The 23,283-nt window shown below is 58.4% G+C and carries 22 protein-coding genes and 7 tRNA genes; 18 read left to right on the top strand and 11 right to left on the bottom strand.

Features of this window, described 5'->3' with window-relative positions; all coding sequences use genetic code 11:
* Positions 1 to 6: 6 nt before the first annotated feature.
* A complete protein-coding gene (locus CAURIC_RS05745; protein WP_265914301.1) occupies positions 7 to 984 on the top strand; it encodes an inositol monophosphatase family protein in 978 nt (325 codons plus the stop codon).
* 110 nt (positions 985 to 1,094) lie between these two features.
* On the top strand, positions 1,095 to 1,394 hold the full coding sequence (locus CAURIC_RS05740) for a DUF4193 domain-containing protein (RefSeq protein ID WP_035112928.1): 300 nt from the start codon (positions 1,095 to 1,097) through the stop codon (positions 1,392 to 1,394).
* Positions 1,395 to 1,486: 92 nt separating this feature from the next.
* Here the strand turns inward: CAURIC_RS05740 and CAURIC_RS05735 are convergent, their stop codons facing one another.
* On the bottom strand, positions 1,487 to 1,981 hold the full coding sequence (locus CAURIC_RS05735; RefSeq protein ID WP_083284140.1) for a DUF3093 domain-containing protein: 495 nt from the start codon (positions 1,979 to 1,981) through the stop codon (positions 1,487 to 1,489).
* A gap of 107 nt (positions 1,982 to 2,088) precedes the next feature.
* Here CAURIC_RS05735 and dut point away from each other — a divergent pair, with 107 nt between their 5' ends.
* From dut to dxs, 5 genes are all read left to right on the top strand, one after another.
* Positions 2,089 to 2,550, top strand: coding sequence for a dUTP diphosphatase (gene dut / locus CAURIC_RS05730; protein WP_035112931.1), 462 nt, complete (start codon positions 2,089 to 2,091; stop codon positions 2,548 to 2,550).
* An 80-nt stretch (positions 2,551 to 2,630) separates the two neighbouring features.
* On the top strand, positions 2,631 to 3,407 hold the full coding sequence (locus CAURIC_RS05725; RefSeq protein ID WP_035112933.1) for a DUF3710 domain-containing protein: 777 nt from the start codon (positions 2,631 to 2,633) through the stop codon (positions 3,405 to 3,407).
* A 202-nt stretch (positions 3,408 to 3,609) separates the two neighbouring features.
* Positions 3,610 to 4,182: a DUF3159 domain-containing protein gene (locus CAURIC_RS05720; protein WP_052094718.1), complete on the top strand. Its 573-nt coding sequence runs from the start codon at positions 3,610 to 3,612 to the stop codon at positions 4,180 to 4,182.
* Positions 4,179 to 5,495, top strand: a complete 1,317-nt coding sequence (locus CAURIC_RS05715) for a class I SAM-dependent RNA methyltransferase (protein WP_035112935.1) — start codon at positions 4,179 to 4,181, stop codon at positions 5,493 to 5,495. Before CAURIC_RS05720 ends, CAURIC_RS05715 begins: the two co-directional genes overlap by 4 nt.
* Positions 5,496 to 5,729: 234 nt before the next feature.
* Entirely contained in the window at positions 5,730 to 7,661 is a 1,932-nt protein-coding gene (dxs, locus tag CAURIC_RS05710) for a 1-deoxy-D-xylulose-5-phosphate synthase (protein ID WP_035112937.1), read from the top strand.
* Positions 7,662 to 7,764: 103 nt separating this feature from the next.
* Here dxs and CAURIC_RS05705 read toward each other — a convergent pair whose 3' ends face one another.
* Together CAURIC_RS05705 and CAURIC_RS05700 are read right to left on the bottom strand one after the other, a co-directional pair.
* A complete protein-coding gene (locus CAURIC_RS05705) occupies positions 7,765 to 9,072 on the bottom strand; it encodes a ribonuclease D (protein ID WP_265914298.1) in 1,308 nt (435 codons plus the stop codon).
* Between the two features lie 34 nt (positions 9,073 to 9,106).
* Positions 9,107 to 9,754 carry a DUF3000 domain-containing protein gene (locus CAURIC_RS05700; protein ID WP_035112941.1) on the bottom strand — a complete coding sequence of 216 codons (648 nt, stop codon included), beginning with the start codon at positions 9,752 to 9,754 and terminating at the stop codon, positions 9,107 to 9,109.
* A gap of 99 nt (positions 9,755 to 9,853) precedes the next feature.
* On the opposite strand from CAURIC_RS05700, the gene hemE reads away from it, so the two are divergent.
* Both hemE and hemG read left to right on the top strand, forming a co-directional pair.
* The gene (gene hemE, locus CAURIC_RS05695) at positions 9,854 to 10,999 is read left to right on the top strand and encodes a uroporphyrinogen decarboxylase (protein ID WP_035112943.1); all 1,146 of its coding nucleotides are present in this window, start codon (positions 9,854 to 9,856) and stop codon (positions 10,997 to 10,999) included.
* Positions 10,996 to 12,477: a protoporphyrinogen oxidase gene (hemG, locus tag CAURIC_RS05690; RefSeq protein ID WP_084588058.1), complete on the top strand. Its 1,482-nt coding sequence runs from the start codon at positions 10,996 to 10,998 to the stop codon at positions 12,475 to 12,477. Before hemE ends, hemG begins: the two co-directional genes overlap by 4 nt.
* A gap of 46 nt (positions 12,478 to 12,523) precedes the next feature.
* On the opposite strand, the gene msrB is transcribed toward hemG, so the two are convergent.
* The 8 genes from msrB to CAURIC_RS05650 all read right to left on the bottom strand — a co-directional run bounded on the left by msrB (position 12,524) and on the right by CAURIC_RS05650 (position 15,160).
* Positions 12,524 to 12,961 carry a peptide-methionine (R)-S-oxide reductase MsrB gene (gene msrB / locus CAURIC_RS05685; RefSeq protein ID WP_052094680.1) on the bottom strand — a complete coding sequence of 146 codons (438 nt, stop codon included), beginning with the start codon at positions 12,959 to 12,961 and terminating at the stop codon, positions 12,524 to 12,526.
* Positions 12,961 to 14,394 (bottom strand): glycosyltransferase family 87 protein, encoded by a 1,434-nt coding sequence (locus tag CAURIC_RS05680; RefSeq protein ID WP_084588059.1) that lies wholly within the window; start codon positions 14,392 to 14,394, stop codon positions 12,961 to 12,963. Before CAURIC_RS05680 ends, msrB begins: the two co-directional genes overlap by 1 nt.
* A 150-nt stretch (positions 14,395 to 14,544) precedes the next feature.
* Positions 14,545 to 14,617: transfer RNA gene (locus CAURIC_RS05675), tRNA-Gly, on the bottom strand.
* A 26-nt stretch (positions 14,618 to 14,643) separates the two neighbouring features.
* Positions 14,644 to 14,718, bottom strand: a tRNA-Val gene (locus CAURIC_RS05670).
* Between the two features lie 19 nt (positions 14,719 to 14,737).
* Positions 14,738 to 14,809, bottom strand: a tRNA-Cys gene (locus tag CAURIC_RS05665).
* Positions 14,810 to 14,869: 60 nt separating this feature from the next.
* Positions 14,870 to 14,945, bottom strand: a tRNA-Gly gene (locus CAURIC_RS05660).
* Between the two features lie 26 nt (positions 14,946 to 14,971).
* Positions 14,972 to 15,046: transfer RNA gene (locus tag CAURIC_RS05655), tRNA-Val, on the bottom strand.
* A gap of 38 nt (positions 15,047 to 15,084) precedes the next feature.
* Positions 15,085 to 15,160: transfer RNA gene (locus tag CAURIC_RS05650), tRNA-Gly, on the bottom strand.
* Between the two features lie 472 nt (positions 15,161 to 15,632).
* On the opposite strand from CAURIC_RS05650, the gene CAURIC_RS05645 reads away from it, so the two are divergent.
* The 9 genes from CAURIC_RS05645 to pgsA all read left to right on the top strand — a co-directional run bounded on the left by CAURIC_RS05645 (position 15,633) and on the right by pgsA (position 23,266).
* Positions 15,633 to 15,707 (top strand) — tRNA-Val (locus CAURIC_RS05645).
* Positions 15,708 to 15,731: 24 nt separating this feature from the next.
* Positions 15,732 to 16,196, top strand: coding sequence for an aminoacyl-tRNA deacylase (locus tag CAURIC_RS05640; RefSeq protein ID WP_035112946.1), 465 nt, complete (start codon positions 15,732 to 15,734; stop codon positions 16,194 to 16,196).
* A 556-nt stretch (positions 16,197 to 16,752) separates the two neighbouring features.
* Positions 16,753 to 17,298, top strand: a complete 546-nt coding sequence (locus CAURIC_RS05635) for a copper resistance CopC family protein (protein WP_052094682.1) — start codon at positions 16,753 to 16,755, stop codon at positions 17,296 to 17,298.
* 5 nt (positions 17,299 to 17,303) lie between these two features.
* A complete protein-coding gene (locus CAURIC_RS05630; protein ID WP_070434267.1) occupies positions 17,304 to 17,645 on the top strand; it encodes a hypothetical protein in 342 nt (113 codons plus the stop codon).
* Positions 17,646 to 17,755: 110 nt separating this feature from the next.
* On the top strand, positions 17,756 to 18,397 hold the full coding sequence (locus CAURIC_RS05625) for a copper chaperone PCu(A)C (protein ID WP_035112950.1): 642 nt from the start codon (positions 17,756 to 17,758) through the stop codon (positions 18,395 to 18,397).
* A 9-nt stretch (positions 18,398 to 18,406) separates the two neighbouring features.
* Positions 18,407 to 19,702, top strand: a complete 1,296-nt coding sequence (locus tag CAURIC_RS05620) for a Dyp-type peroxidase (RefSeq protein ID WP_235700632.1) — start codon at positions 18,407 to 18,409, stop codon at positions 19,700 to 19,702.
* 201 nt (positions 19,703 to 19,903) lie between these two features.
* Entirely contained in the window at positions 19,904 to 21,892 is a 1,989-nt protein-coding gene (thrS, locus tag CAURIC_RS05615) for a threonine--tRNA ligase (RefSeq protein ID WP_035113083.1), read from the top strand.
* A gap of 155 nt (positions 21,893 to 22,047) precedes the next feature.
* Positions 22,048 to 22,608 carry an HIT family protein gene (locus tag CAURIC_RS05610; protein ID WP_035112954.1) on the top strand — a complete coding sequence of 187 codons (561 nt, stop codon included), beginning with the start codon at positions 22,048 to 22,050 and terminating at the stop codon, positions 22,606 to 22,608.
* Positions 22,601 to 23,266: a phosphatidylinositol phosphate synthase gene (gene pgsA / locus CAURIC_RS05605; RefSeq protein WP_035112956.1), complete on the top strand. Its 666-nt coding sequence runs from the start codon at positions 22,601 to 22,603 to the stop codon at positions 23,264 to 23,266. The genes CAURIC_RS05610 and pgsA overlap by 8 nt, the downstream gene beginning before the upstream one ends.
* Positions 23,267 to 23,283: the final 17 nt, after the last annotated feature.

Here is a 23,283-nt window from a genome sequence, read left to right as displayed (position 1 = left end):
GTGTCCATGATTGACCTCCGTGAGATTTCCCGAGCCGCTGCCGCGGCAGCGGCTGACTTAGTACGCCACATGCGCGGTGAGCTGGCCGACAGTTCAGGGCGAGTGGCAGCCCGCGCCCATAAGAGTTCAGAAGTGGATCCCGTCACGGCGGTGGACGTAGCGTCCGAAAAGTTCTTGCAACATTTCTTACTATCCGCTCTGCCCGGATCGACCATCTTGGGGGAGGAAGAAGGGCACATCGTGAGCGAGCGGGAATTGGCGAACTCGGGCACGTGGGATACCGGGCACCCGGCCCTGTCGGTGTCGCGGGCCGTGGTGTCGAATCTGGGTGGGGCTAATGCTGGGGTTGAATCCGTGCGGACTACGGATGTCGTGTGGGTCGTAGACCCCATCGACGGCACCGTGAACTTTATGTACGGCCAACCGGATTGTGCCGTCAGCGTGGCTGCGACCGTTAGTGGAGTGCCCATTGCCGCGGCAGTCGTGCAAATACCTTCTGGCAAAGAGTACTGTGCGCACGTCGGCGGTCCGGCGACGCTGAACGCCAATTCGACTATCGCCTCGCAAGCGCATGCTTCCCACCAACCTCGCACTCTCGAAGCCCCAGGGGCTGGCAGTTTGGCGATGACATTGGTGGCTACAGGCTTTGGCTATGTTGCCGAACAACGTCGTGCGCAGGCACGGGTGCTCTCTGAACTGTTACCCCAGGTACGAGACATTCGACGGGCAGGCTCGGCGGCATTGGATTTGTGCCACTTGGCTGAGGGCACTGTGGATGCTTATTACGAACACGGGCTGGGACCGTGGGATTACGTGGCTGGCGCGTTGATCGCCGCGCGGGCGGGGGTGGATGTGATTTTTCCCGCATTGGACAGCGATAAAGAACAAAAACTACTGGTCGCTGGTAGTTCGGCACACCTCCTGCCGGAGTTAATAGGAGCATTAGCAAAGGTGGGTGCGGGGGTGGCGTTGGCGTCAAAATAAGAGGCAAGGTGGCCCTAAGGTGACAGGTCAGCGGTATTTGCTTTACTATGCGCGTCGACGCACATGAACTGTCACCCGAAAAGTCGGAAGTGCTAACAAGGAGAAACGCCGTGGCTACTGACTATGATGCACCTCGCCGCCGTCCTGAGGATGAAATTGAAACCGATTCCCTTGAGGGATTGAAGGCCGCTGAAAAGGCCGAGCCTGCGGTTGCAGATACCGATGATGGAGAGATCGTGGAGCCATTTGATGTTCCACTAGCTGACCTATCCGGTGAAGAGCTGTCCGGCACGGTCATCCCCCGCCAGAGCGATGAATTCACGTGCAGCGTGTGCTTCCTCGTGCAGCACCGCAGTCGGATGGCCGAGAAGGTCGGCGATGATGAATTCGTCTGCGTGGACTGTGCCTAACCGGTCGTCCTCGGCTCTAGGCTGAGGTTCGTGTAAGGGGGGGGAGCTACCGTGGGTACTAACCCCCAAAGCGTTTGTTAATAGATCGATCGTTAATAGATCGGGCGATCCAGCGCCTCCAACAGCGCCTGTGGTTCCTTGGACGAAATCAACCAGTACGGGGTGGGATCTTCCGGATCGTCCAACACCATCATTGCCATCGTAGGGATCCAACCCTTGTGAATTACGAAGGCCGCGGGATCCAGCTGGCGCCCCATGGCTGCTTGCTTGGCCGTGGGTGGGATGACTAGCGAGCGGCTGATGAGTTCGGCTGGCAATTTCGCCTCACCCGCGTGCAACCAGCGCTGACCATCGGCGCGTTGCACCACCGCAATCTCGGTGGCGGAAAACTTTAGCAGCATCCACGCTGCGAAAAGACCAGCGAAAACTCCCGCCCCTACGGCATACCAAACGGATCGCCCCATTTGCGCCTGCCAGGCGATGATAAAGACCACGCCCGCGGCAAAAAACCACCACGTCAGTGGTACGCGCTGCCGCTCAGAATAGAGGACATTATCCCCGTGGGCTGGCACCTCTGTGGAAGCCACTGACGTTCTCCTTAATGTCCATCTGCACAATGCTTGCGTGAATTCATTGTAGCCACCGAGTATCCCGACCAGATATTCGAGGGTGTCCCACTGTAAAGTGGTAGACCATGACCAACCCACACAACGAGCCGAAACTTAACCTAGTGAGGCTTGATAAGGACCTGCCGTTGCCTACCCGAGCGCATCCCTCGGATGCGGGGATTGACCTTTATAGCGCGGAGGATGTGCAGATTGATCCGGGCCAGCGCCAACTAGTTGGGACGGGAATCGCCCTAGGATTGCCTGTAGGCATGGTTGGCCTCATTCACCCTCGTAGCGGTTTGGCACTGCGACACGGATTATCCATCGTGAACACCCCAGGCACCATCGATGCGGATTACCGCGGTGAGGTGAAAGTCTGCCTCATTAACCTAGACCCGCAACAGTCGGTGACCATCCGTCGCGGGGACCGCATCGCACAGCTAGTTGTTCAACAGGTGAGTTTGTGCGAGGTCAATGAGGTTGACGATATTTCCCACTTGGGTGAAACGGTTCGCGGTGCAGGTGGATACGGTTCCACGGGCCAATAATTTGCACCAGCCCGCCAGCGCGAACGCGCAGGAGTGCACACCAACTACGCGACAACTTACCGAAAGAGAGATGACGCACCATGTTTGGACGTAAGAAAGACAGCGCAGCGGATCCCAATACCTCTGCAGCAGAGCAATCCCGCGTAGACAATGTAGCGGCGACAACGGACACCGATAATCAAGCCGGGGGAGTCTACGACCCAATAAACGGTGACTTTGGGCCGTTTGATGGAGACCAGGTGGACTACCGGAATTTCGACTTCTCGGATTTCGCCAAGGGCGGGCTGGATCTAGGTTCGATGATGGTGCCCGTGCCACTGGAAGGTGACGTGCAGGTGGATGTGGGCCCGGAAGGTCCGCAGATGATCCATATCGGAACACAGTTTGGGCGCGTGACCCCAGTGGCGTTCGCCGCTCCAAAAAAAGGTGACCTCTGGGAAGAATCGGTGACCGAGATCGTTAAGGGCATGTCCGGCGACGGTTTGGAAGCAACCGTGACACAAGGCCCATGGGGGCCAGAAGTGTTCGCAGAAGCCGGCGACGGAATGCTGCGCATCATGGGTGTGACCGGCCACCGTTGGATGCTGCGTTTCACGTTGGCTGGGCCGAAGGAATACGGCGAGGAATTGGCCGAGCTAGCCCACCAGATAATGGCCCGTACTTTTGTTATGCGTGGCCAAGATCCAATTCCGGCGGGTAACCCATTGCCAGTGCATATGCCACAGGCCATGGCCGAGGAGCTGCAGAAGCAAATGCAGGCGCAGGCGGAGCAAATGGCGCGCGAGCAGGCAGAGGCAGCTGGAATCGAACCCCTTAACGAACCCATCTTGGGTCGCGATAATAACCAAAACCAGTAGTCTCCAGCCCCCTCATAGATCCAGAACGTAGGACCCCGTGACACACCCGTCCTCTAACAACGAGCCTTTTGACCCCACCACATCGGGCACCGGGCCCGCGCATATCACTGGCGATACCCACCAGTCGGCCACCCACTCTGAAAAGCTAGCGCCCTCCGGTGGGCGGGCCACCGAGGAAAAGCCCGCCACCTTGCTGGAGCAAATGGGCGGTCTCACCGGCTTGGTGAGCTCCACTCTGCCAGTGTTGGTACTGGTTCCCGTCAACAGCAAGTACGGGTTGGTGCCCGCTTTGCTTTCCGCACTGGCTGTGGCGGCGGGTATCTTCGTGTGGCGCTTGGCCCGAAAGGAGAACCTGCAGCCGGCCATCTCCGGCTTGCTGGGTGTGGTCATCTGTGCCGCGATTGCCTGGTTCATGGGCGATGCCAAGGGTTATTTTGCCTACGGCATGTGGTATTCGCTGGTCGCGGGAATCGCGTTCATCATCTCGATTGCGGTGCGGTGGCCACTCGTTGGCGTGATTTGGCGCGGCATCAACGGCGAGGACCAGAGGTGGCGTACCAACCGTGGGGCTGTTCGGGCCTTTAGTTGGGCTACCGCGGCGTGGGCTGTGGTGTTCCTGGCACGGTTCTTCGTCAAGCGGTTCTTCTACGTGAAAGATGCCACCGATGCCCTGGGATACGTTTCCATTGCTATGGGCTGGCCACTGACGGCAATCGTCGTCCTCATCACCGTCGTGGCCGTGAAAAAAGCTAATGCAGCGGAGGGCATTAAATGAATCCCGAAGTAGTGACTGTTTCCAGCTTCGATAAACCTGCGCACGGTGGAGCTTGCATTACTCGTCTCGAGGACGGCCGGATTGCCTTTGTCACCGGAGCTGCGATGGGGGATCGCGATGTTGAAGTCGCCTTGGACCCCGCTGCGAAGTCATCTTCCAAGCGTTCCTTTCGCACTGGTCAGGTGGTACGCGTGGGGTCGCCATCTGTGCACCGCGTACGGGGGCAGTGCGGTGCTGCAGCGGCCGGGGCGGGTTGTTGCGATTTAGATTTTATCGACGCCCCTGGTTCTCTCGAATTCAAAAAAGCCGTGGTAGTCGATCAGTTCGAACGAATTGGAAAGATCAAGCTCACCGACGATGTGGTTTCTACGCACTCGCTGGAACCCTATGTGGGGTGGCGCACCCGCGCCCGAGTCGCGATTGATGCGCAAGGAACAGTGGGGATTCGGAAGAAGAATTCACACGAAGTTGTTCCCCTCAGTCCAGACACCCTATGTGCGCAATGGGTTTCCGAAATGAAAGACGGGCTGTGCGAACAGATCAGTGACCTAGCCGCCGAAGGGCGTATTCGTCCGCGCACAGAACTCATCATCGCTGTCGGCAGTGACGGCGTACGAAGCATTGTGGAGCTGTCGGGAAACCGGCGGCATCGGAAGACGACCGCTTTGGTGGGCGATGGGTCGATCACCCAGCAGTTAGGGGGTCTCACGTGGGATCTTCCTGCACAGGCTTTCTGGCAAGGTCACCACGCCGCGACTGAGTTTTACGCTCAGTGGATTGAGCGCACAGTGCCCTCCGCGCTGGGAAAATGTTCCACGGCCTGGGATCTGTACGGTGGCGCTGGATCGCTGAGTTCCGCACTGGTCGATAAAGCCGACCGGGTGGTCAGCGTGGATATCGCTGGCGATGCAACTTCGGCTGGGTCACGCGCGTTTTCCCAGGCGAAGGTCCATTCCGTGGAGTTTTGGGACTCCAATGTGGACCGGGTTGCGGAGCGCGTGGTGGCGTCGGATAAGAAAACCAACCGCCGAGTCCCCGCGTGGTGGAGCGATCGGCACGCGCAGGAATACTTGCATGCTGTGGTGCTTGATCCACCACGAACGGGCGCGGGAAAGCACACGATCCCGGCCGTGGCCAGTCGCCAGCCAAAACATGTGGTGCACGTGGGTTGCGATCCGGCTGCGGCGGCGCGCGATGTTCGACGGTGGATCGACGCCGGTTACGCTATCTCACAGGTAGCGATTGTCGACGCCTTTGGGCTGACCCACCACGTTGAAGTGCTTGTGCACTTGCAACCCGTGGCCACGGCGTAGCGGTAAGACTATGGCTGAAAAACAGGCGGCTTCGCGGGATACGGGCCGTTAACCGCGAGCGCTTCAACACCTGTCCGTGGACGCGACTAAGATAGGCTGAACAATAAATTTTCGCCACGATAGTTAACCTAGGTCATCGCCATTCGGGAAACTGTCGGGGATGGTTCCCTAAAAATGGCCACGCCGGTATAGCGCTACCGCACGAGAATGACCGAGGAGAAGAGACAAACTTCAATGGGTATTCTGGACAACATTTCTTCGCCAGCGGAACTCAAAGGCCTGCCTGAAGATCAATTGGAAGCACTCGCGGCTGAGATCCGTGAGTTTCTCATCCAAAAGGTCTCGGCAACTGGTGGGCACTTGGGACCTAACTTGGGAGTGGTTGAGTTGACGATGGCGCTGCATCGCGTGTTCGACTCGCCGACTGACCCATTGATTTTCGATACTGGGCACCAGTCTTACGTGCACAAGATGCTGACGGGGCGACGGGATCTGTTTGGGACATTGCGGCAAAAAGACGGGCTGTCGGGGTACCCCGAACGGGCAGAATCACCACACGACTGGACTGAGTCCTCGCACGCTTCCGCTGCGTTGTCCTACGCCGACGGATTAGCCAAGGCCTTCGAGTTGTCCGGTCAGATTCATCGTCATGTTGTGGCCCTCGTGGGCGATGGGGCCCTGACCGGTGGAATGTGTTGGGAGGCGCTGAACAACATCGCCGCTGCGAAAAACCGCAGTGTGGTGATCGTGGTCAACGATAACGGCCGTTCTTATTCTCCAACCATCGGTGGCATGGCCGAGAATCTGGCGGCCCTGCGGTTGCAGCCTTTCTACGACAAGGTGATGGACTCTGGGAAGAACGCCTTGGGACGCATGGGCTGGGTCGGCGATCGTGCGTTCCAGGTTATCCACGGGCTCAAAGCCGGGGTGAAACACACGGTGTTGCCAACGGAGATGTTCACCGACTTGCGCCTGAAGTACATCGGTCCAGTTGACGGGCATGATATCCGCCAGATGGAAAATGCGCTGCGCTACGCTAAAGATTACGGAGGGCCGGTCATTGTCCACGCCGTGACCGCCAAGGGCAAGGGGTTTGAGCCTGCGGAAAACAACGAGGCCGACCTCATGCACGCAACGGGAGTTATCGATCCCATCACGGGCGAGCCAGTGGAGAAGAAGGCCGTGGGTGTGACCACGTGGACCAATGTGTTCTCCACCACGTTGATCGACTTGGCCAAGGAGCGAGACGATATTGTCGCGATCACTGCGGCGATGGCCGGACCTACAGGCTTGGCTGAATTTGCGGAGGTTTTCCCAGACCGTACCTATGACGTCGGTATTGCGGAACAACACGCGGTGACCAGTGCAGCCGGTTTGGCTCTGGGCGGGATGCACCCAGTGGTTGCCGTATACTCCACGTTCCTCAACCGTGCTTTTGACCAGCTGCTGATGGATGTTGCCTTATTGAAACTACCGGTGACATTGGTGTTGGACCGCGCGGGCGTCACCGGATCCGATGGACCCAGCCACAACGGCATGTGGGACCTATCCATCACCGGCATTGTGCCGGGGATTCATGTCTCGGCCCCACGTGATGGTGAGCGATTGAAGCTGGCTTTGCAGCGCTCCGTGGATCTTGAGGATGGGCCGACCGTTGTGCGTTTCCCCAAGGGCAATGCGCCCGATCCGATTGGCGCGATTCGGGAAGAAACCGATTACGACGTGCTGTTTGAATCCACACATGCTGGAGCTGAGAAGACTGCGCCGCCCGGTGACTCTTCGCCCACGAAGGTGCTCATCGTCAACTTCGGCGCATTGGCCACACAGGCGCTGGCCGCGGCGGAAGCGCTCGACAACGCCGGATTCCAAACCACCGTTGTGGATCCGCACTGGGTAGTGCCCACTGCCGATTCTGTAGTGGAACTGGCTAGGGCTGCGGATCTGGTAGTCACCATCGAAGACAGTGGACTGCACGGTGGCGCCGGTTCCACGCTGCAAATGCGGTTGAATGAAGCGAACGTGGATACCCCGGTGCGCAACCTCGGCATTCCGCAAAAATTCCTGGCTCATGCCTCCCGTGGCCAGGTGCTTTCAGAACTCGGTTTGGATGTTGAATCCGTCACCAAGACGGTAGCGGAGTGGGCCCAGCAGCTGGGTGAGGTTTAGCGTTAACGCGTGCGCTGTCTGCGGTGCAAAAGTGCTGTGCCCGTGCCCGGTGAAGCCTCCGTGGCTACGTGGGAGGGTAGCGCTGAGGAAGGACGCGCGCTAGCTATTGTGTAACTTCATCCATGAGGTAAGCCGTGGCGTCATTGAGTATGAGCTCTACCTGCCACGGGCGGCATCCTGCCCGTGTGAGCAACTGACCAAGACAATCTTCAGTGCTGTCCACATCGGTGAGGTTTACTGATTGATCTGCCACTCTCTGGGCAAACTCCCACGCAACGAACTTCAACTGGCGACTGACCACTATGGTGTCTGTGCCCAAACCCAGCTCCTCGCACAATTCCTCGTTTGATTCACGCAAGATCTCCAACGCATCCCACGCCATGGGGTGATCCGTTTTCCACGTTTTAGGGTCGGGGCGACGGCGTTGCAATTCTGGATCATCGTGGCGTTCATCGCGTGATCCCCAGCCAGCTGTTGCCTTAGCTTCCCGGTGTTCGGCGTAGGCGCGCGACATGGCGTCGAGGAAAGAATTCATAGTGCCAGAGTGGCGATGAGGGTTCACGCGATCGGCCCCGGGGCCGTGAATAGCGTGGCGAAAGTCCTGCAGGAGCTCGCGAGTGGCATCGCGTTTAGGCAAAGTGGCTACCGCCACGATGAGTTTCGAGGACAGTAATCTTTCCGGTGGGATGTCTTCCGACCGTGCGATCTGTTGGCGTGTCTCGAAAAGGTGGCGGGCAACGAACGCAGCTCGACTGTGTGGGTGCAGGAAGCGGGCGCCCTTCATGTCAAACCATTCAGGATCCTTGAGCGGCGAGGCGTGAACTAGGTCATGCTCGCATTCCTGGACGTACCAATCCATCCGGTCGAGGTCGGAAAGCTCATCTACCATCAGCTGGTGCATTTCCAGTAAGAACTCCACATCGAGGGCAGCATAGGCTAGCAATGAATTCGCCAGTGGTCGCCGAGACCAATCGGCATTGCCCTTATCTTTAGGAATGGAGATGGATAGGAATTCTTCTAAGAGCGGCGAGAGGCCCAGCCTGTGGCAGCCCAACAATTTGGCGGCAATCTGCGTGTCTAGCAGCTGTGTAGGGCGCCACCCCAAGGCCATCAGCGCGGGTAGATCTGTATGAGCGGCGTGCAATAGCCACGGCACTTCGCCCATCAGTTCGTCCTGCCACCCGCGAAGCTGTTCGGGATGCTCCGTGGGGTCAATGATGAAACTGCCCGCCCCGTCCCGACGCAACTGAATCAGGTACGCGCGGTCATCAAAGCGGTACATTGCGGCGCGTTCGGTATCAATGGCGATCGGCCCCGTACCGTTGCTTAAGGCGCGCAGAGTGCTCTCGAGTTGTGCGGGCGTACGACGTACGGAAGGCACGCCACCGGAGGGGCGGGTGATTTTTTTCATGCACTGAATACCGAGGAAGGGGGATAGGGGGAGGTTAGCGGTGCGCAGCTTCGCGCGCGTGGTCCACACCAAAGCGAGGGGCTGCCACGCCTTCGGGTGGCAAGCCAGCCACATTCGCCAGCACGTGCGAAAATGCGGTGACATGTGCCGACAGGTCAGCCCCCACGGCGGTCCACGACGCCCGCATTTCCAACTGGAACGCACGTGGCGGGCCACCAATTTCGCCGTAGCGAACCGAAGCGGTGGATGTCACAGTGCCACCCAGATCGGTGTAGGTGCAGCCGGGGCCGTCGAGCTGCTCGGTCAGCCAATCCCACGCCACGTCGGGCAAAAGTGGATCCGCGGCAACAGAGGCATCCATATCGGCCTGAATGTAGGCGACCATGCGCATCTTAGGCGATGTGGCCGTGGTGGAGGGATCCCGCCAGTGTTCCTCGGAGGCAGGATCATGAAGCAGGATGAGGCGGCCGAACGCATCGTGCCCGCTGGAATCGGCAGCGATAGCGGTCTCACCGGTGCTGTCAATAGTGTGCACAACTTCCAACCCAACCGCGTGGCTCAGCGGCGCCAAGTTGCGGGGAGGGCGAATATCGGTGATCTGAATGCCACTTCGTACCTCCGCTTCCGTCATGGAGCGGACGGCTTCGTGGAAGTACTGGGGGATCTCAGTGTCTTGGCTCACGATGTCTAAACCTAGCCTTTAAGGTTTTTATCGTTGGTTAGGCGCGCCGGAGTGGTTGGTGTTGTTAGCCTTTCGTTTCCCCCATCATCGGCTGGCATAATGGCGGTTATGACTAATAAGGCTTTTGAACCCCAGATTGACGTCGCAGCCTCCCGTCGTCGCGCCAACCATGACGCCCCGTTTTTGGCCGCCGCTAGGGGTGAAAAGCCATCGCGTCGACCCGTGTGGATGATGCGCCAAGCCGGTCGTTCGCTGCCTGAGTATCGTAAGGTGCGCGAGGGCATCCCCATGCTGGACTCCTGCTTCATGCCCGAGCTTTTGGCCGAAATCACTATGCAGCCGGTTCGACGCCACGATGCAGATGCCGCCATCTTGTTCTCGGACATCGTTGTTCCTCTCAAGGCCGCTGGTGTGGATATCGACATTGTTCCCGGTCGTGGACCAGTTATGGCCGAGGCCGTGCGCACGCCGCAGCAGATTGCTGCGCTTCCGGAAGTGCAGCGCGAGCAACTGGAGCCGATCGCGCAAGGGATCTCGCACGTACTGGAGGAATTGCGCGATGATCAGGTCCTGATTGGTTTCGCTGGTGCGCCGTTCACGTTGGCTTCCTACCTCGTAGAGGGAGGCCCATCGAAGAACCATGAAACTACCAAGGCCTTGATGTACTCCCAGCCTGATATGTGGCATGCTCTCATGCGCGAATTGACCCCCACCATTACCCGCTTCTTACAAATGCAGCTGGAAGCGGGCGTGGATGCGATTCAGTTGTTCGATTCCTGGGCGGGTTACCTCACGGCCCGTGATTACCGCGAGTTCGTCGGGCCATACTCCAAGCAGATTTTCGATGCCGTTCGCCCGTACGGCGTGCCGATGATCCACTTCGGTGTGGGTACCGGTGAGCTGTTGGGCGACATGGCGATTGCTGGCCCAGACGTGGTGGGTGTGGACTGGCGCGTGCCTATGGACTTAGCCGCTGAGCGTGTAACCGCGGCGCTGGCGGATGCGAACCCAGGTCTAGCCCCGTCGGAGCGTGCTAAGGCACTGCAGGGAAATCTTGATCCAGCTGTCCTGTTCGCCGGTCCCGATGCCATCCGCGCCCATGTCACCCGGATTTGCGCCGAGGCCGACCGAGCCGTCAAGCGTGGCTTGGCGCGCGGTCATATCTTCAACCTTGGTCACGGAGTTTTGCCATCCACCGAACCCGATGCTGTCACTCGAGCCTTCGAGGAGGTTCATAACCTATGAATTCCCCACACATCCCCAACGGATACGCACCTGGTGCGCCAGTAGATATTCACTCCGGTCTTCAGCTGAGGCAGGACGATCTGACCAAGCTGCGGGGGCTCCGCATTGCGGTCATTGGTGGTGGCATCGCTGGTGTAAGTGCAGCGTGGCGATTGCGCCGACAACTGGGAGAAAGTGCTCGTATCTTCATTTGCGAAGCCTACGATCGGCTGGGCGGCAAGCTGAAGACCGTCGATTTCGTTGGTGGTCCGGTGGACATGGGGGCGGAGGCCTACCTGTCCCTGCGATCGGATTTCACCGACTTAGTGCGCGACGTGGGATTGGAGCACGCCCTCGAGGAACCGTCAGGACTGCCCAGTGGATTGTTCGCAGAAGGCGCGTTGGTCGACATTCCACGGACCACCCTCATGGGTATCCCACACGAGGGCGCATCCATTGCCCACATCGTGGGGGAGGACCAGGCCCGTCGCGTGGACGAGGAAAAATCCGGCCAACCCATGACATGGTCCCCGGAACAGGACACTACGGTGGGCCAGCTTGTGGAAGCACGGTTCGGTCGCACCGTCGTGGATCGCTTGGTTTCCCCCTTGCTGGGCGGGGTCTACTCCTGTACTGCTTATGATTTGGGTGTGCGGGCGACCATGCCAGACTTGGCTGCCAAGCTGGACGAACTGGGCGAAGGCGGCCGGGCTTTCTTTCTTTCCGACGCCGTCGGGCAAATCTTGGACGGACGCCGCAAACGTTCAAATGGATCCGGGGCAGTTTTCAAGAGCTTCAACTGTGGCTATCGCGGGCTCGTCGACGCAATGGTGAAGCAGGCGAATCCCGAGGTGTTCCTCAATACGGGTGTGGAATCCATCGGACGCACCCGCAATGGGTGGTACGTCGAACCCCTGGGTGAATTCGATGCGCTGGTTATCGCCACACCGGCCCCAACGGCAGCGGTTTTGCTGGAGCATATGGTACCAACAGCCGCGGAGGTCTTGCACAGTGTGGAGTTAGCGAGCTCCGTGGTTGTGGGCATGCGTATGGCATCTGCACACGGCATCCCGGAGCGCTCTGGCGTGCTGCTGGGTGCCGATGCCCCCACAGATGCCAAAGCGTTTACTTTCTCTTCCCGCAAATGGCCCCACTTGGGTGAGCGCGGCGGGGCATTCGTTCGTGCCAGCTTCGGCACATTCAGCCAGCCGTGGTACTTGGAGACCGATGATCGCGCCCTGCTCACGTATGCTATCGACGATCTAGCTAAGGTGACGGGCGAGCGCAAGCGCCCCGAGGAGTTCTTCGTCCAACGCTGGTGGGGTGGCATCCCACGGTACGGCGTGGGCTACCGTGAGTCCATGGCCGTGGCATACAAGGAGGTTCAACGTACCCGTGGCATCGCGCTGGCCGGGTCCATGCTGGATGGAGTGGGTGTGCCGGCCGCAGCGGCGACAGGCATCCGTGCTGCTGACGAAATTCTGCAGGAGATGCTCTAAACGGGGTCTTCTGCCCGTTGATCAGGCAGGACGAGCCCAGCCTGTTTTACTCCGCCGCGTCCAGCGTCAGCGAAATGCTGTTGATGCAGTACCGTAGATCGGTCGGGGTATCGTAGCCCTCACCTTCGAAAACATGCCCCAAGTGGCTTTCACAATTCGCGCACAACACCTCTACGCGGCGCATGCCCAACGAATTATCTTCGCGCGTAATGACTGCGCTGGAATCCTTCGGATCAAAGAAGCTGGGCCAACCGCAGTGGGAGTGGAACTTCTCAGTCGAACGGAACAGCTCCGCCCCACAGGCGCGACAGCGGTACACACCCTCGGTCTCGGTATCGGTGTATTCGCCCTTAAATGGCGCTTCGGTACCTGCCTGGCGTAGGACGTGGTACTCCTCGGGGCTCAAGCGCTGCTTCCAATCATCGTCGCTCAGGTTGCGGAAGTCTTGGATTGGCTGCAGCTTGTTGTCGCTACTGTTGCTCATCAATGTCCCTCTCGGTTCGGGCTGGTCGGGTTGTCTTCCTGTTGCAACGTGCGGGCCATTTTATTATTCCGACGCCCCCACGCGGATCCCTTCTTTGGCCACCAGCCGTTCTCGTGCAAATCCCCGAGAATATGGTGGCCCAGTCTCCGCTCCATCATAGTCCACACCACCACGGTGGTAACGATGCTGACCAGCAGCAAGGACCAACCGATGGTGCCCCGGCTGAATTCGAACACCCGCCCTGGCCAAACCCAGCGATCGGACATCCACTCATCCAAACTCATACAGAAGTACACGCCCAGCCAAGCGATTGGGGAATGCATGACGCTACGGGCGCGAAGAACCGTGAAGAACATGGGTAATAACAACATTGAGTAGTACATCTGACCCAGTGAAGAGATCAGGAAAACCCCGGTCAGCACAACCCCTGAGGTCGTGGTTGCCCACATGATTTCGTCGCGATCGCGCCAGCGCAGCAGCAGAAGAACACTGATAGCAACGCATAGTGCGGCCACGGTTCGCCAGAATAGGATGCTGGCATCGGAGAATCCAAAGTACGTCAAAATGCCCGAAATTGACGAATTGGCGTAATCCCTGACTTGGCCCAGATACGGCACGAGCTTATCGAGGTAATCGCCGGGGCTAACCATCAGAGGAATAGCGGCGAGATTCAAAACGACAGGTACCGCGATTCCGACTGTGATCGTGGAAAGTTGGCGTCGGACCAAAGGTAGGAACAAAAGTGGCGCAAACTGGGGCTTAACCACGATGGCCAAGCCGATGACCAGGCCGGCGAGTATATTTCGCCGGTGGAGGAGCAGGTAGAGAAAGAGGGCCTCGGCTAGTAGCAAAATGCCATTGATGTTGGAGAATAGCAGGGTGTTCTGTACGGCCTCGGTGGAAAAAATGATGAAGGTGGCAGCTGGGACCACGGGGCCGCGAAGGGAATACTTGAAGAGCTTGGTGAGCACGGCTACCGCGAGTACAACCGCGACCGCGTTTAGCACGATATAGGCTGGCCGACCCAGATTCTCTGGGAGGTAGGCCAAGGGGCTAAGCAGCAACGTGCCGCCGGGGGAGTATAGGTAGTGGGGATCGACAGTGCTGTAATCCTCGGAATACACCGGCACGTGTTCCCGGAAACGGCGCAGGGCGCTGATAACCGTGGTGAAGTCATCAGTGGGGTGGTCGTTGTAGGGGTAGAGGAAGGTCTTGTGAATGAACGTCATGATGGCCAGCGGCCACATCACGAACGTGAGAACGAGGGCCACGCGCGATCGTTGGAATCGGTCGGCGAGGATCTCGGTATGTGGGCTTTCGGCCGATGAGTGCTGGGTGTGTCTGATCGAGTCAGGTTGCGTAGAGGCAGGAGACGCCGAAACGGACTGCGAGGGGGCAGAAGGTGCCGAGGATGGGGAATTATGCTGCTTCATCGTCAATTGAGATTAGACGGCAGCTGGGGGATTTGGGGCAAGGCGCTCCGAGCTAGGGGTGAGATGCGCTGGCTGCGTGGATGCAGTAAACCGTCGGGGTGGGTGGCGCGCAGCAAAGCCCCGAGGCTTTACGCCTTGGGGCTTTAGTTGAGCGGATGACGAGACTCGAACTCGCGACCCTCACCTTGGCAAGGTGATGCGCTACCAACTGCGCTACATCCGCATTCACCCAACGATTGCTTCGTTGGTTGGTGCGCGATACTGGGATCGAACCAGTGACCTCTTCCGTGTCAGGGAAGCGCTCTCCCGCTGAGCTAAACGCGCTTTAATTCAGTTGTTCTTGAGGTGGAAACGGGAATCGAACCCGTGTACACGGTTTTGCAGACCGTTGCCTAAGCCACTCAGCCATTCCACCAAGGCAGTGTTTGCCGTATGTGGCCCACCTTAGTGAACCTCGGTTCAACAAGGTGAACCTTGGAGCGGATGACGAGACTCGAACTCGCGACCCTCACCTTGGCAAGGTGATGCGCTACCAACTGCGCTACATCCGCATTCACCCAACGATTGCTTCGTTGGTTGGTGCGCGATACTGGGATCGAACCAGTGACCTCTTCCGTGTCAGGGAAGCGCTCTCCCGCTGAGCTAAACGCGCTTATCTTCTCTTTTCTACCCGGTGACCCTGGAGAAAAGTGGAGCGGATGACGAGACTCGAACTCGCGACCCTCACCTTGGCAAGGTGATGCGCTACCAACTGCGCTACATCCGCGTTGCAACACTGCAATGAATCGTTGCGACTCAGAACATTAGCCCGATTGTTGTTTATTTCACAAATCAGCAGGTCATAGCTAGCTGCGATGAGGGGAGAAGATGTGATCAAGGCGGAGTTCGAATTACAACGGTGACATTCAGTGGCCGAGTTAACGCCGGGGGCTACCGCGGTTGCTTTAAAGCTGGTCCCTTGAGGGGGATACGACAGTTAAGTGGTGGGCAGTGGAACAGGGAAACGGTCATGGCCAAGTGGTGTCAGCCCAAATAAAACAGACCCGCCCCCACACCGTCCAGGGTGGAACAGGGAAACGGTCATGGCCAAGTGGTGTGACAGTACGCTGAGTGTGTTGCGCTGCCGTTCACTTTTATCGGTCGTGAGCACGCCGTTTGCGGGTATGCAACGCCCAGGTGGTACATTTTCTCCACAGCACGGATGAAAACCGCGTGTTGACACACGCAAGATTCGTTGCGGTCCTATAGCTCAGTGGGAGAGCGTTCCGTTCACACCGGAAAGGTCACTGGTTCAATCCCAGTTAGGACCACCATTCCGCGCCGGTTAGCATGGTTTCATGGCTAGTAGAACCCGCGCGATCGCCGCTGTGGCCGGTGTGCCTCACGAAGTGTTGAGCTACGTTCCAAGCAAGGATCATTTTGGGGAGCACTCGGTACAGGAACTCGGGGCGGATCCTGCAGAAGTTTTCAAAACCTTGGTCGTCGTTTCTGGTGTGGATTTCGCTATGTGCTGTGTGCCTGTCGCGGGACATCTTTCCCTGAAGGCCACGGCCAAAGCCCTTGGCTGGAAGAGGGCCGAGATGGCACGTCCGGCACACGCACAACGTATTACGGGGTACGTCGTGGGTGGAATCTCTCCGCTGGGAACGCGGAATCCACTACCTACACTCATCGATGCGAGCGCGGCTGATCTGCCCCAGATTATTATTTCCGCCGGGCAGAGGGGACTATCTTTGCGGATGGCTCCTCGGGACCTCGTAGATCTTTCCGGCGCAAGGCTTGCACCTATAGCAACTCGGTGACGGCTTCTCGCAGGATAGGTGATCCAGCGCCACAAGCGATGTCGTAATCGATCGGTGTTGCCGGGCACGGCCCATCGGCCTGATAATCCACCGCCCTTGCGTACCGCCGTCAGCCATCATGGCTTGCCACTGTCCGCCATCATGGCTTGCCACCGTCCGCCACCATGGCCTGCCGCTGTCAGCCATCATCGCCCGTTCCGCACGCCATCGGGAATATGTGATAAACAGCACATCGTTTTCAACTTGGGAACTTTGTGCGTGGCATAACCGACTACTTCGACGGGTCCAGAATAATTCCCAGTAGCAACCCTAGGGCGTCGTTCTTGGTGGGTTCTGCGCTGTTTTAAGCGTGCCGAGCCTGCACTAGCGTTAGATGGAGACGCATACAGAATGAACGCTGGACCCCTCTTTGGAGAAGGTTGTTAGGTTAGCGATCCCGCTTGCGGGGTTGCAGCGATCTTTTCGAAGTGGATGCCAGGAAGCAGAAGGGACATTGATGAAGAAGTTGGCTTTAGGGCTTACCGGTTCGCTATCGAGGTGGGGTAGGCCCGTCGCGATGACAGGCGCAACTGCGCTGACGGCAGCCACGATTTTCGCCGCTCCCGCAGTAGCCCACGACGGCGTTGTGGAATCCAATCCGGCTGCCAGTAGTACGGTTGAACAACTTCCAGGAAAAATTTCGCTCACCTTTTCTGGTGTTCCCCAGGACGGATTCAACAACATCGCCTTGACTAAGGACGGCAACCTCATCACGCGGGGCAAACCCACACAGGATGGCAAGACCCTGTCCATCGACGTGCCGGAGCAGAAGGACGCCGAGCCGGGTGAATACACAATTGGCTACCAAATCACTAGCTCCGACGGTCACGCGACCCGGGGTTCCGTGAAATTCACGCTGGCTGGTGGAAACAAGGGTTCATCTGAAGCGGGCGACAACAGCCCCTCGAACGACCGGGAAACCAATGAGTCCTCCTCACAGGGGGATGACCCCATGCGAGGACTTGGGTGGTTACTACCTCTAGCCGGTATCGTCGTTATCGGAGGTGCGCTGGTCATGGCGATCGCGCGCTGGCGAAACCTCAACGACGATAAGAGGAGTTGACGACAATGAGCGTTTTTAAAAAGGTGACAGTTGGAGCAGTTGCTCTCTGCGCGGGCGTGGCTATGGCCGCGTGCTCCCCGCCGCACGAGAATGATTCTTCCAATCGCGGATTCGGGGAAGTAACCCAAGGCCCAACCCAGCCAAGCCTGGCTGAGGTCACCAAACCCACCTCCGAACCCTCCACCGCATCTACCTCTTCCGTAGACCCATCCGCCCAGGAGACCACTGAGCCAGCTGCAACCGAGCCGGCTCGTTCTTCCGAGGCGAACAACCCTTTCACTGAAAACGCCCAGGCTCCAGCCCAGGGCACTGCTGCCGATGGTGCAGCTCAGGCGCCTGCCCAGTAGGGTGTCCCACGCTCCAGCAGGAATGTACTTCCTGTGTCGCTGCGAGTGGCGCTGCCGCTTGTGGCGTCGAGCAAAAAAACAACAACATAGAAACAGAAAGCAGGATCGCAATGCGTACCTCCACCTTTGGCCGTAATCGCCTGGCCGCCCTCTCCCTAGCCACCGTCGCTTCCGCTAGCTTGGCCTTGGCCAGCTGCTCCGCACCTGGTGAAAAGGATGGTAACACCGAGGCCGCACACTCCTCCGTTACCGAAGGATCCGATGCAGCCAAAGCTCCATCAAATGATCAGTCCAGCACCCCAGCGCAAGAATCCGGTATGAACCACGAGGGCCACGACCACATGTCTGGCGCTAAGACCATCACGTCTGGCGATCTTGCATTCGAGGATGCGTACATCACTGCAAAGCCCGCATCGAAAAAGATGACGGGTGTGTTCGGCACGTTCAAGAACACCTCCGATAAAGAAATCAACATCACCGAGGTCAGCGGTTCTCTCAAGGGTCGCTATGAAATCCACGAGACTAATAACGGTGTGATGTCCCAGATGAAGGGTGGCCTGAAGATCGCCGCCGGTCAGACTAGCGAACTCAAGCCGGGTGGAAACCACTTGATGATCATGGACAACACCGACGAGATTGCAGCCGGTGATACCCTCACGCTGAACCTCAAAGATTCCGAGGGCAACAGCTATGAGCTCAAGGACATTCCGGTGCGCGTGCAGAACTCCCAGCACGAGCACTACGGCCACTAGTTTTTAGACATGTCAAGCGCAGCGCGCATTCGCAGCGTGCTCTGCGCATCGAACGAGATCTTCGAAAAGAAGGTAGAACTAGCAATGTCCACTGGCAATGTATCCCGTCGCGGATTTTTTGCCGGTCTGGGGCTCGTGGGCACCGCAGGTGTCCTAGCAGCCTGCAATACCGACACATCCACCAACAGCACTGATGCTACGACCGCTGGGGGTGAGCAGCCACCAATTCTTTCGGCCCGCTCCACCGACCGCACGACGATTCCGTTTGATGGGGCACACCAGGCAGGCATCCAAACACCCAGTCAGGCCAATGCGGTCGTTGTTGCTTTCGATCTGAACCGCGAGGGTCTGAGTCCCCGTGAATTACGCCGTAACCTGCGGCGTCTCATGGTGATCTGGACAGGCGACGCCCGCTCCATGACCCAAGGTGAAACCGCTCTCGCTGACTTGGAAAGCGAGCTCACTGCAGCGCCGCTAAACCTCACCGTTACCGTGGGTTGGAGCCCAAAACTTATTGCCGACGCCAAGCTGGATTCGAAAACGCCTTCCTGGGTTAAGAATCATCAGCAGGGATTACCTCCATTTAAAGGCGACCGGCTCAATGAAGACTTCAGTCACGGCGATGTGGTGTTGCAGGTGTGCGGGGATGACCTCACGGCGGTGAGCCATGCTGTTCGCGTGCTGACTCGCGGGGGGCAGGACTATTGCCGTCCGCGGTGGATCCAGCGCGGATTTGTAGACTCGCCCCAGGGGCAAACCCCTCGCAATTTGCTGGGTTTTAAAGACGGTACGGCCAACCCCGCTAACGACGCCGAATACGACGATACAATCTGGGACGACCAGGGCGGCACTTCGATGGTGGTCCGCCGTATCGTGTACGACATGCCCGATTGGGAAGCTCTCGATCGTCCTTCCCGTGAAGTCGTTTTCGGTCGCACGATTAAAGAAGGCGCTCCATTGGGCGGGGTAGCAGAAACCGATCCCGTGGACTTGAACAAGGTGGATCAGACCGGTCTGCCCTACATCGATCCGCGCAGCCACGTGGGGATCGCTGCCGGTAACGGAAAACGCATGCGCCGACGTGCCTACAACTGGGATGGCGAGATTTCCCCGCTCGGGAGCACGGGGTTGATTTTTATCTCCTTCCAAGATGATCCCGAACAGGGGTTTAGCGAACTGCAACGCCGGTTGGCGGCCAAGGATCGCCTGAATCGCTGGATCACACACGTGGGATCCGCACTATTCTGGTGCCCACCGGGTACACAATCGGGTGCCTACTGGGGTCAGAAGGTCTTAGAGGGGTAATATCTTGTGAGTTGAAGATCGTCACCAGGTATGTGGCGATCACCGCTATCCCGAAAGGACATCCCTGCTGTGAGTGACCTCAGCCCACACAACTCGCCCCAGACCCAGCACTCTCACGGTGCTCCCACTGGACAGGCAACTACAGTGGCTACCCAGCCGGTCACCTTCACTGTTTCCGCGGGTGAGGCTGCGGGCGCAGCAATGCGTCCCCTGGAACTGCCGAACAAGGGCCCGCAGGCAATCGTGTGTGTGAAGGATTCGGATGGCAACCTTCGGGATCTTTCTTGGGCTCCTGAGCAGGAGCAACAGGTCGCGGCTATCGCTGCCGATACGGAAGAAGGTCGCGGCGTCATCCGACACTCGGCAGCACACGTGCTGGCCCAAGCTGTGCAGAAGGAATTCCCCGGCACCAAGCTGGGTATTGGTCCGGCCATCGAAAACGGCTTCTACTACGACTTTGATGTGGCCGAGCCATTCACGCCGGAAGATCTGAACAAGATCGAAAAGACGATGAAGAAGATCATCAAGTCTGGCCAGAAGTTCGAGCGCAAGGCCTATGCCTCAGTGGACGATGCACGTGCGGAATACACCCATGAGCCTTTCAAGACTGAGTTGATTGATGACAAGGGCAATGTGGACCCCGATTCCGATGAGGCCACCGAGGTCGGCGCGGGCGAATTGACCGCGTACTCCAACGTCAACCCCCGCACTGGTGACGTGGAATGGTACGACCTGTGCCGCGGCCCGCACGTGCCCACCACCCGTTACATCCCCGCCTTCGCGATCACCCGATCCTCTGCAGCGTACTGGCGCGGCGATCAGTCTAAGGCGGGATTGCAGCGCGTGTACGGCACCGCGTGGGAATCTAAGGAGGCGTTAGAGACTTACCAAAAGATGCTGGCCGAGGCCGAAAAGCGCGATCACCGCCGCCTAGGCGCAGAACTGGACCTTTTCAGCTTCCCCGACGAGATTGGTTCTGGCTTCCCCGTTTTCCACCCCAACGGCGGTATCGTGCGTTTGGAGATGGAGGAACACTCTCGCCGTCGCCACATCGAAAGTGGTTACTCCTTCGTCAACACCCCGCATATCACGAAGGGCGACCTGTTCCAGAAGTCGGGCCACCTTGATTTCTACGCTGAGGGTATGTTCCCTCCCATGCAGTTGGACGGCGAAACCGATGCGGATGGCAACGTCACCAAGCAGGCGCAGGATTATTACGCCAAGCCGATGAATTGCCCGATGCACAACCTGATTTTCGCCTCTCGTGGACGTTCTTACCGCGAATTGCCCCTGCGCCTGTTTGAGTTCGGCACGGTCTATCGTTATGAGAAGTCGGGCGTGGTTCACGGTTTGACCCGCGCGCGTGGCTTCACGCAGGACGATGCCCACATCTACTGCACCGAGGATCAGCTGGAAGAAGAGCTCACCACGGTTTTGGAATTCATCATCTCGCTGCTGCGTGATTATGGCTTGGATGATTTCTACCTAGAGCTGTCTACCAAGGACCCGAAGAAGTTCGTGGGTTCGGACGAAATCTGGGAGCGCTCTACGGAGATCCTGCAGCGCGTAGCTACCAAATCCGGCCTGGAACTGGTTCCGGATCCAGCAGGTGCGGCGTTCTATGGTCCAAAGATTTCCGTTCAGGCACGGGATGCCATTGGCCGTACGTGGCAAATGTCCACGGTACAGTTGGACTTCAACCTGCCCGAGCGCTTCAACTTGGAATACACCGCCCCCGATGGTTCTAAGCAGCGCCCTATCATGATCCACCGTGCGCTGTTCGGGTCCATCGAGCGCTTCTTTGGCGTGTTGCTAGAGCACTACGCCGGCGCGTTCCCCGCGTGGCTGGCGCCTCACCAAGTGGTGGGTATTCCGGTTGCTGATGAATTCAACGAATACCTGGACGGTGTGGCGTCCAGTCTGCGCAACCGCGGTATCCGCGCAGAGGTCGATACGTCTGACGATCGTATGCAGAAGAAGATTCGTACGCACACTACCGGCAAAGTTCCTTTCATGTTGTTGGTAGGTGGCCGGGATGTTGAGGCTGACGCCATTAGCTTCCGCTTCCTCGATGGATCCCAGGTCAATGGTGTTCCGCGTGAAAAGGCAGTCGATTTAATCACGAACTGGATTGGCGAGCGCCGGAACACTCAGCCGACAAAGGCCGAGGTAGAGGCGCTGCTCGGTTAGCGCGCCGACAGTGACAGACAGCCGTTTCCCTGTGCGTACCCCGTGTATGGACAGTGGAAGTGGCTGTTTATTCGGTAAAACAGTGAGCAGGGCCTGAGTAATCTAATAGCCGGACGTGGAGAGTCGGAATATCGATCGAAAGGAGTTGGAGAGGGATGACTGATACCCCGTACGTGGATTCTGGGGTGGGAGACACCCCGAATAACCCAGACGGGTTGCTGCGCCTGTGGGCGCCATATCGCTCCACCTACCTAACGAAGTCCCCACGATCGGCTGATCCTTTTGTGGAATTGCCGAAGCAACCGGATGAAGACGCGTTGATCATCGCCCGCGGCGAGACGGTGTACTGCGTATTGAATCTTTTCCCATACAACCCTGGGCACATGATGGTTGTCCCGTACCGTGCGGTAGCCGACTACACGGAGTTAACGGATGAGGAAACCGCTGAGCTCGCGCATTTTACCAAAACGGCGCTGAGGGCCCTCCGGCACAGTTCCAACCCTGATGCAGTCAACGTGGGATTGAATTTGGGTAAAGCGTCCGGTGGCAGCGTGCCCACCCATCTACATCAGCACATCGTGCCGCGATGGACCGGAGATGCTAACTTCATGACCGTTATGACCGGCACGAAAGTCCTACCACAGACATTGCGTGAAACCCGTGACTTGCTTGCGCGGGCATGGGCAGAGGTCGAGCCAGGAGAGAGCAATGCTTAGTGTGCATGGCAGGAAGCCAGCTGCCGTGGTCATCGAACCCATTGCGCGGCGGCTGAGCTCGTGGGGAGTAACCCCCAACATGGTGACGATCGCGGGGACCGTGCTAGCCGTAGTTTTCGCCCTCTGGCTGATCCCCGCTGGCCACCTATTCATCGCCGCCGCACTTATAGGTCTGACGGTCGCCACCGACATGGTGGACGGAACTATGGCCCGAATGCGAGGCGGCGGCACGAACTTTGGCGCTGTTTTGGACGCCACCTGCGATCGCCTTTCCGATGGCGCGATTTTCGCAGCGCTGACGGTGTACTTTGTTCTTCATGAACCGCACGAAGTTGGTTTGTTGTGCGCGGTCTTGTTGATCCTGGTCTGCAGCCAAGTCACTAGCTACGTCAAAGCCCGGGCAGAGGCCAGCGGTATTAAGGTGATTGGTGGCTTAATCGAGCGCCCGGAGCGCCTCATCATTGGGCTGGTTTCAATCGGTCTGCACGGCCTTGGGCTGCCCTATATTTTGGCTATCGGCCTGTGGGCTTTGGCAGCGGGTAGCGTGTACACGGTCATCGAACGCCTGTGGATCACTGCGACCGCCGAGAATGCTGCCGGTAAAATTGCCGCGCCCACAGGGGCGCGTGAATTCTCCACGCCCGAGAACAAGGGATAACGTCTCTTGGCACCTAT

The sequence above is a fragment of the Corynebacterium auriscanis genome (genome assembly GCF_030408435.1).
Taxonomy (GTDB): Bacteria; Actinomycetota; Actinomycetes; order Mycobacteriales; family Mycobacteriaceae; genus Corynebacterium; species Corynebacterium auriscanis.
The sequence above is the reverse complement of the archived record's forward strand: the minus strand, read 5'-3'. Positions and strand labels throughout refer to the sequence as shown.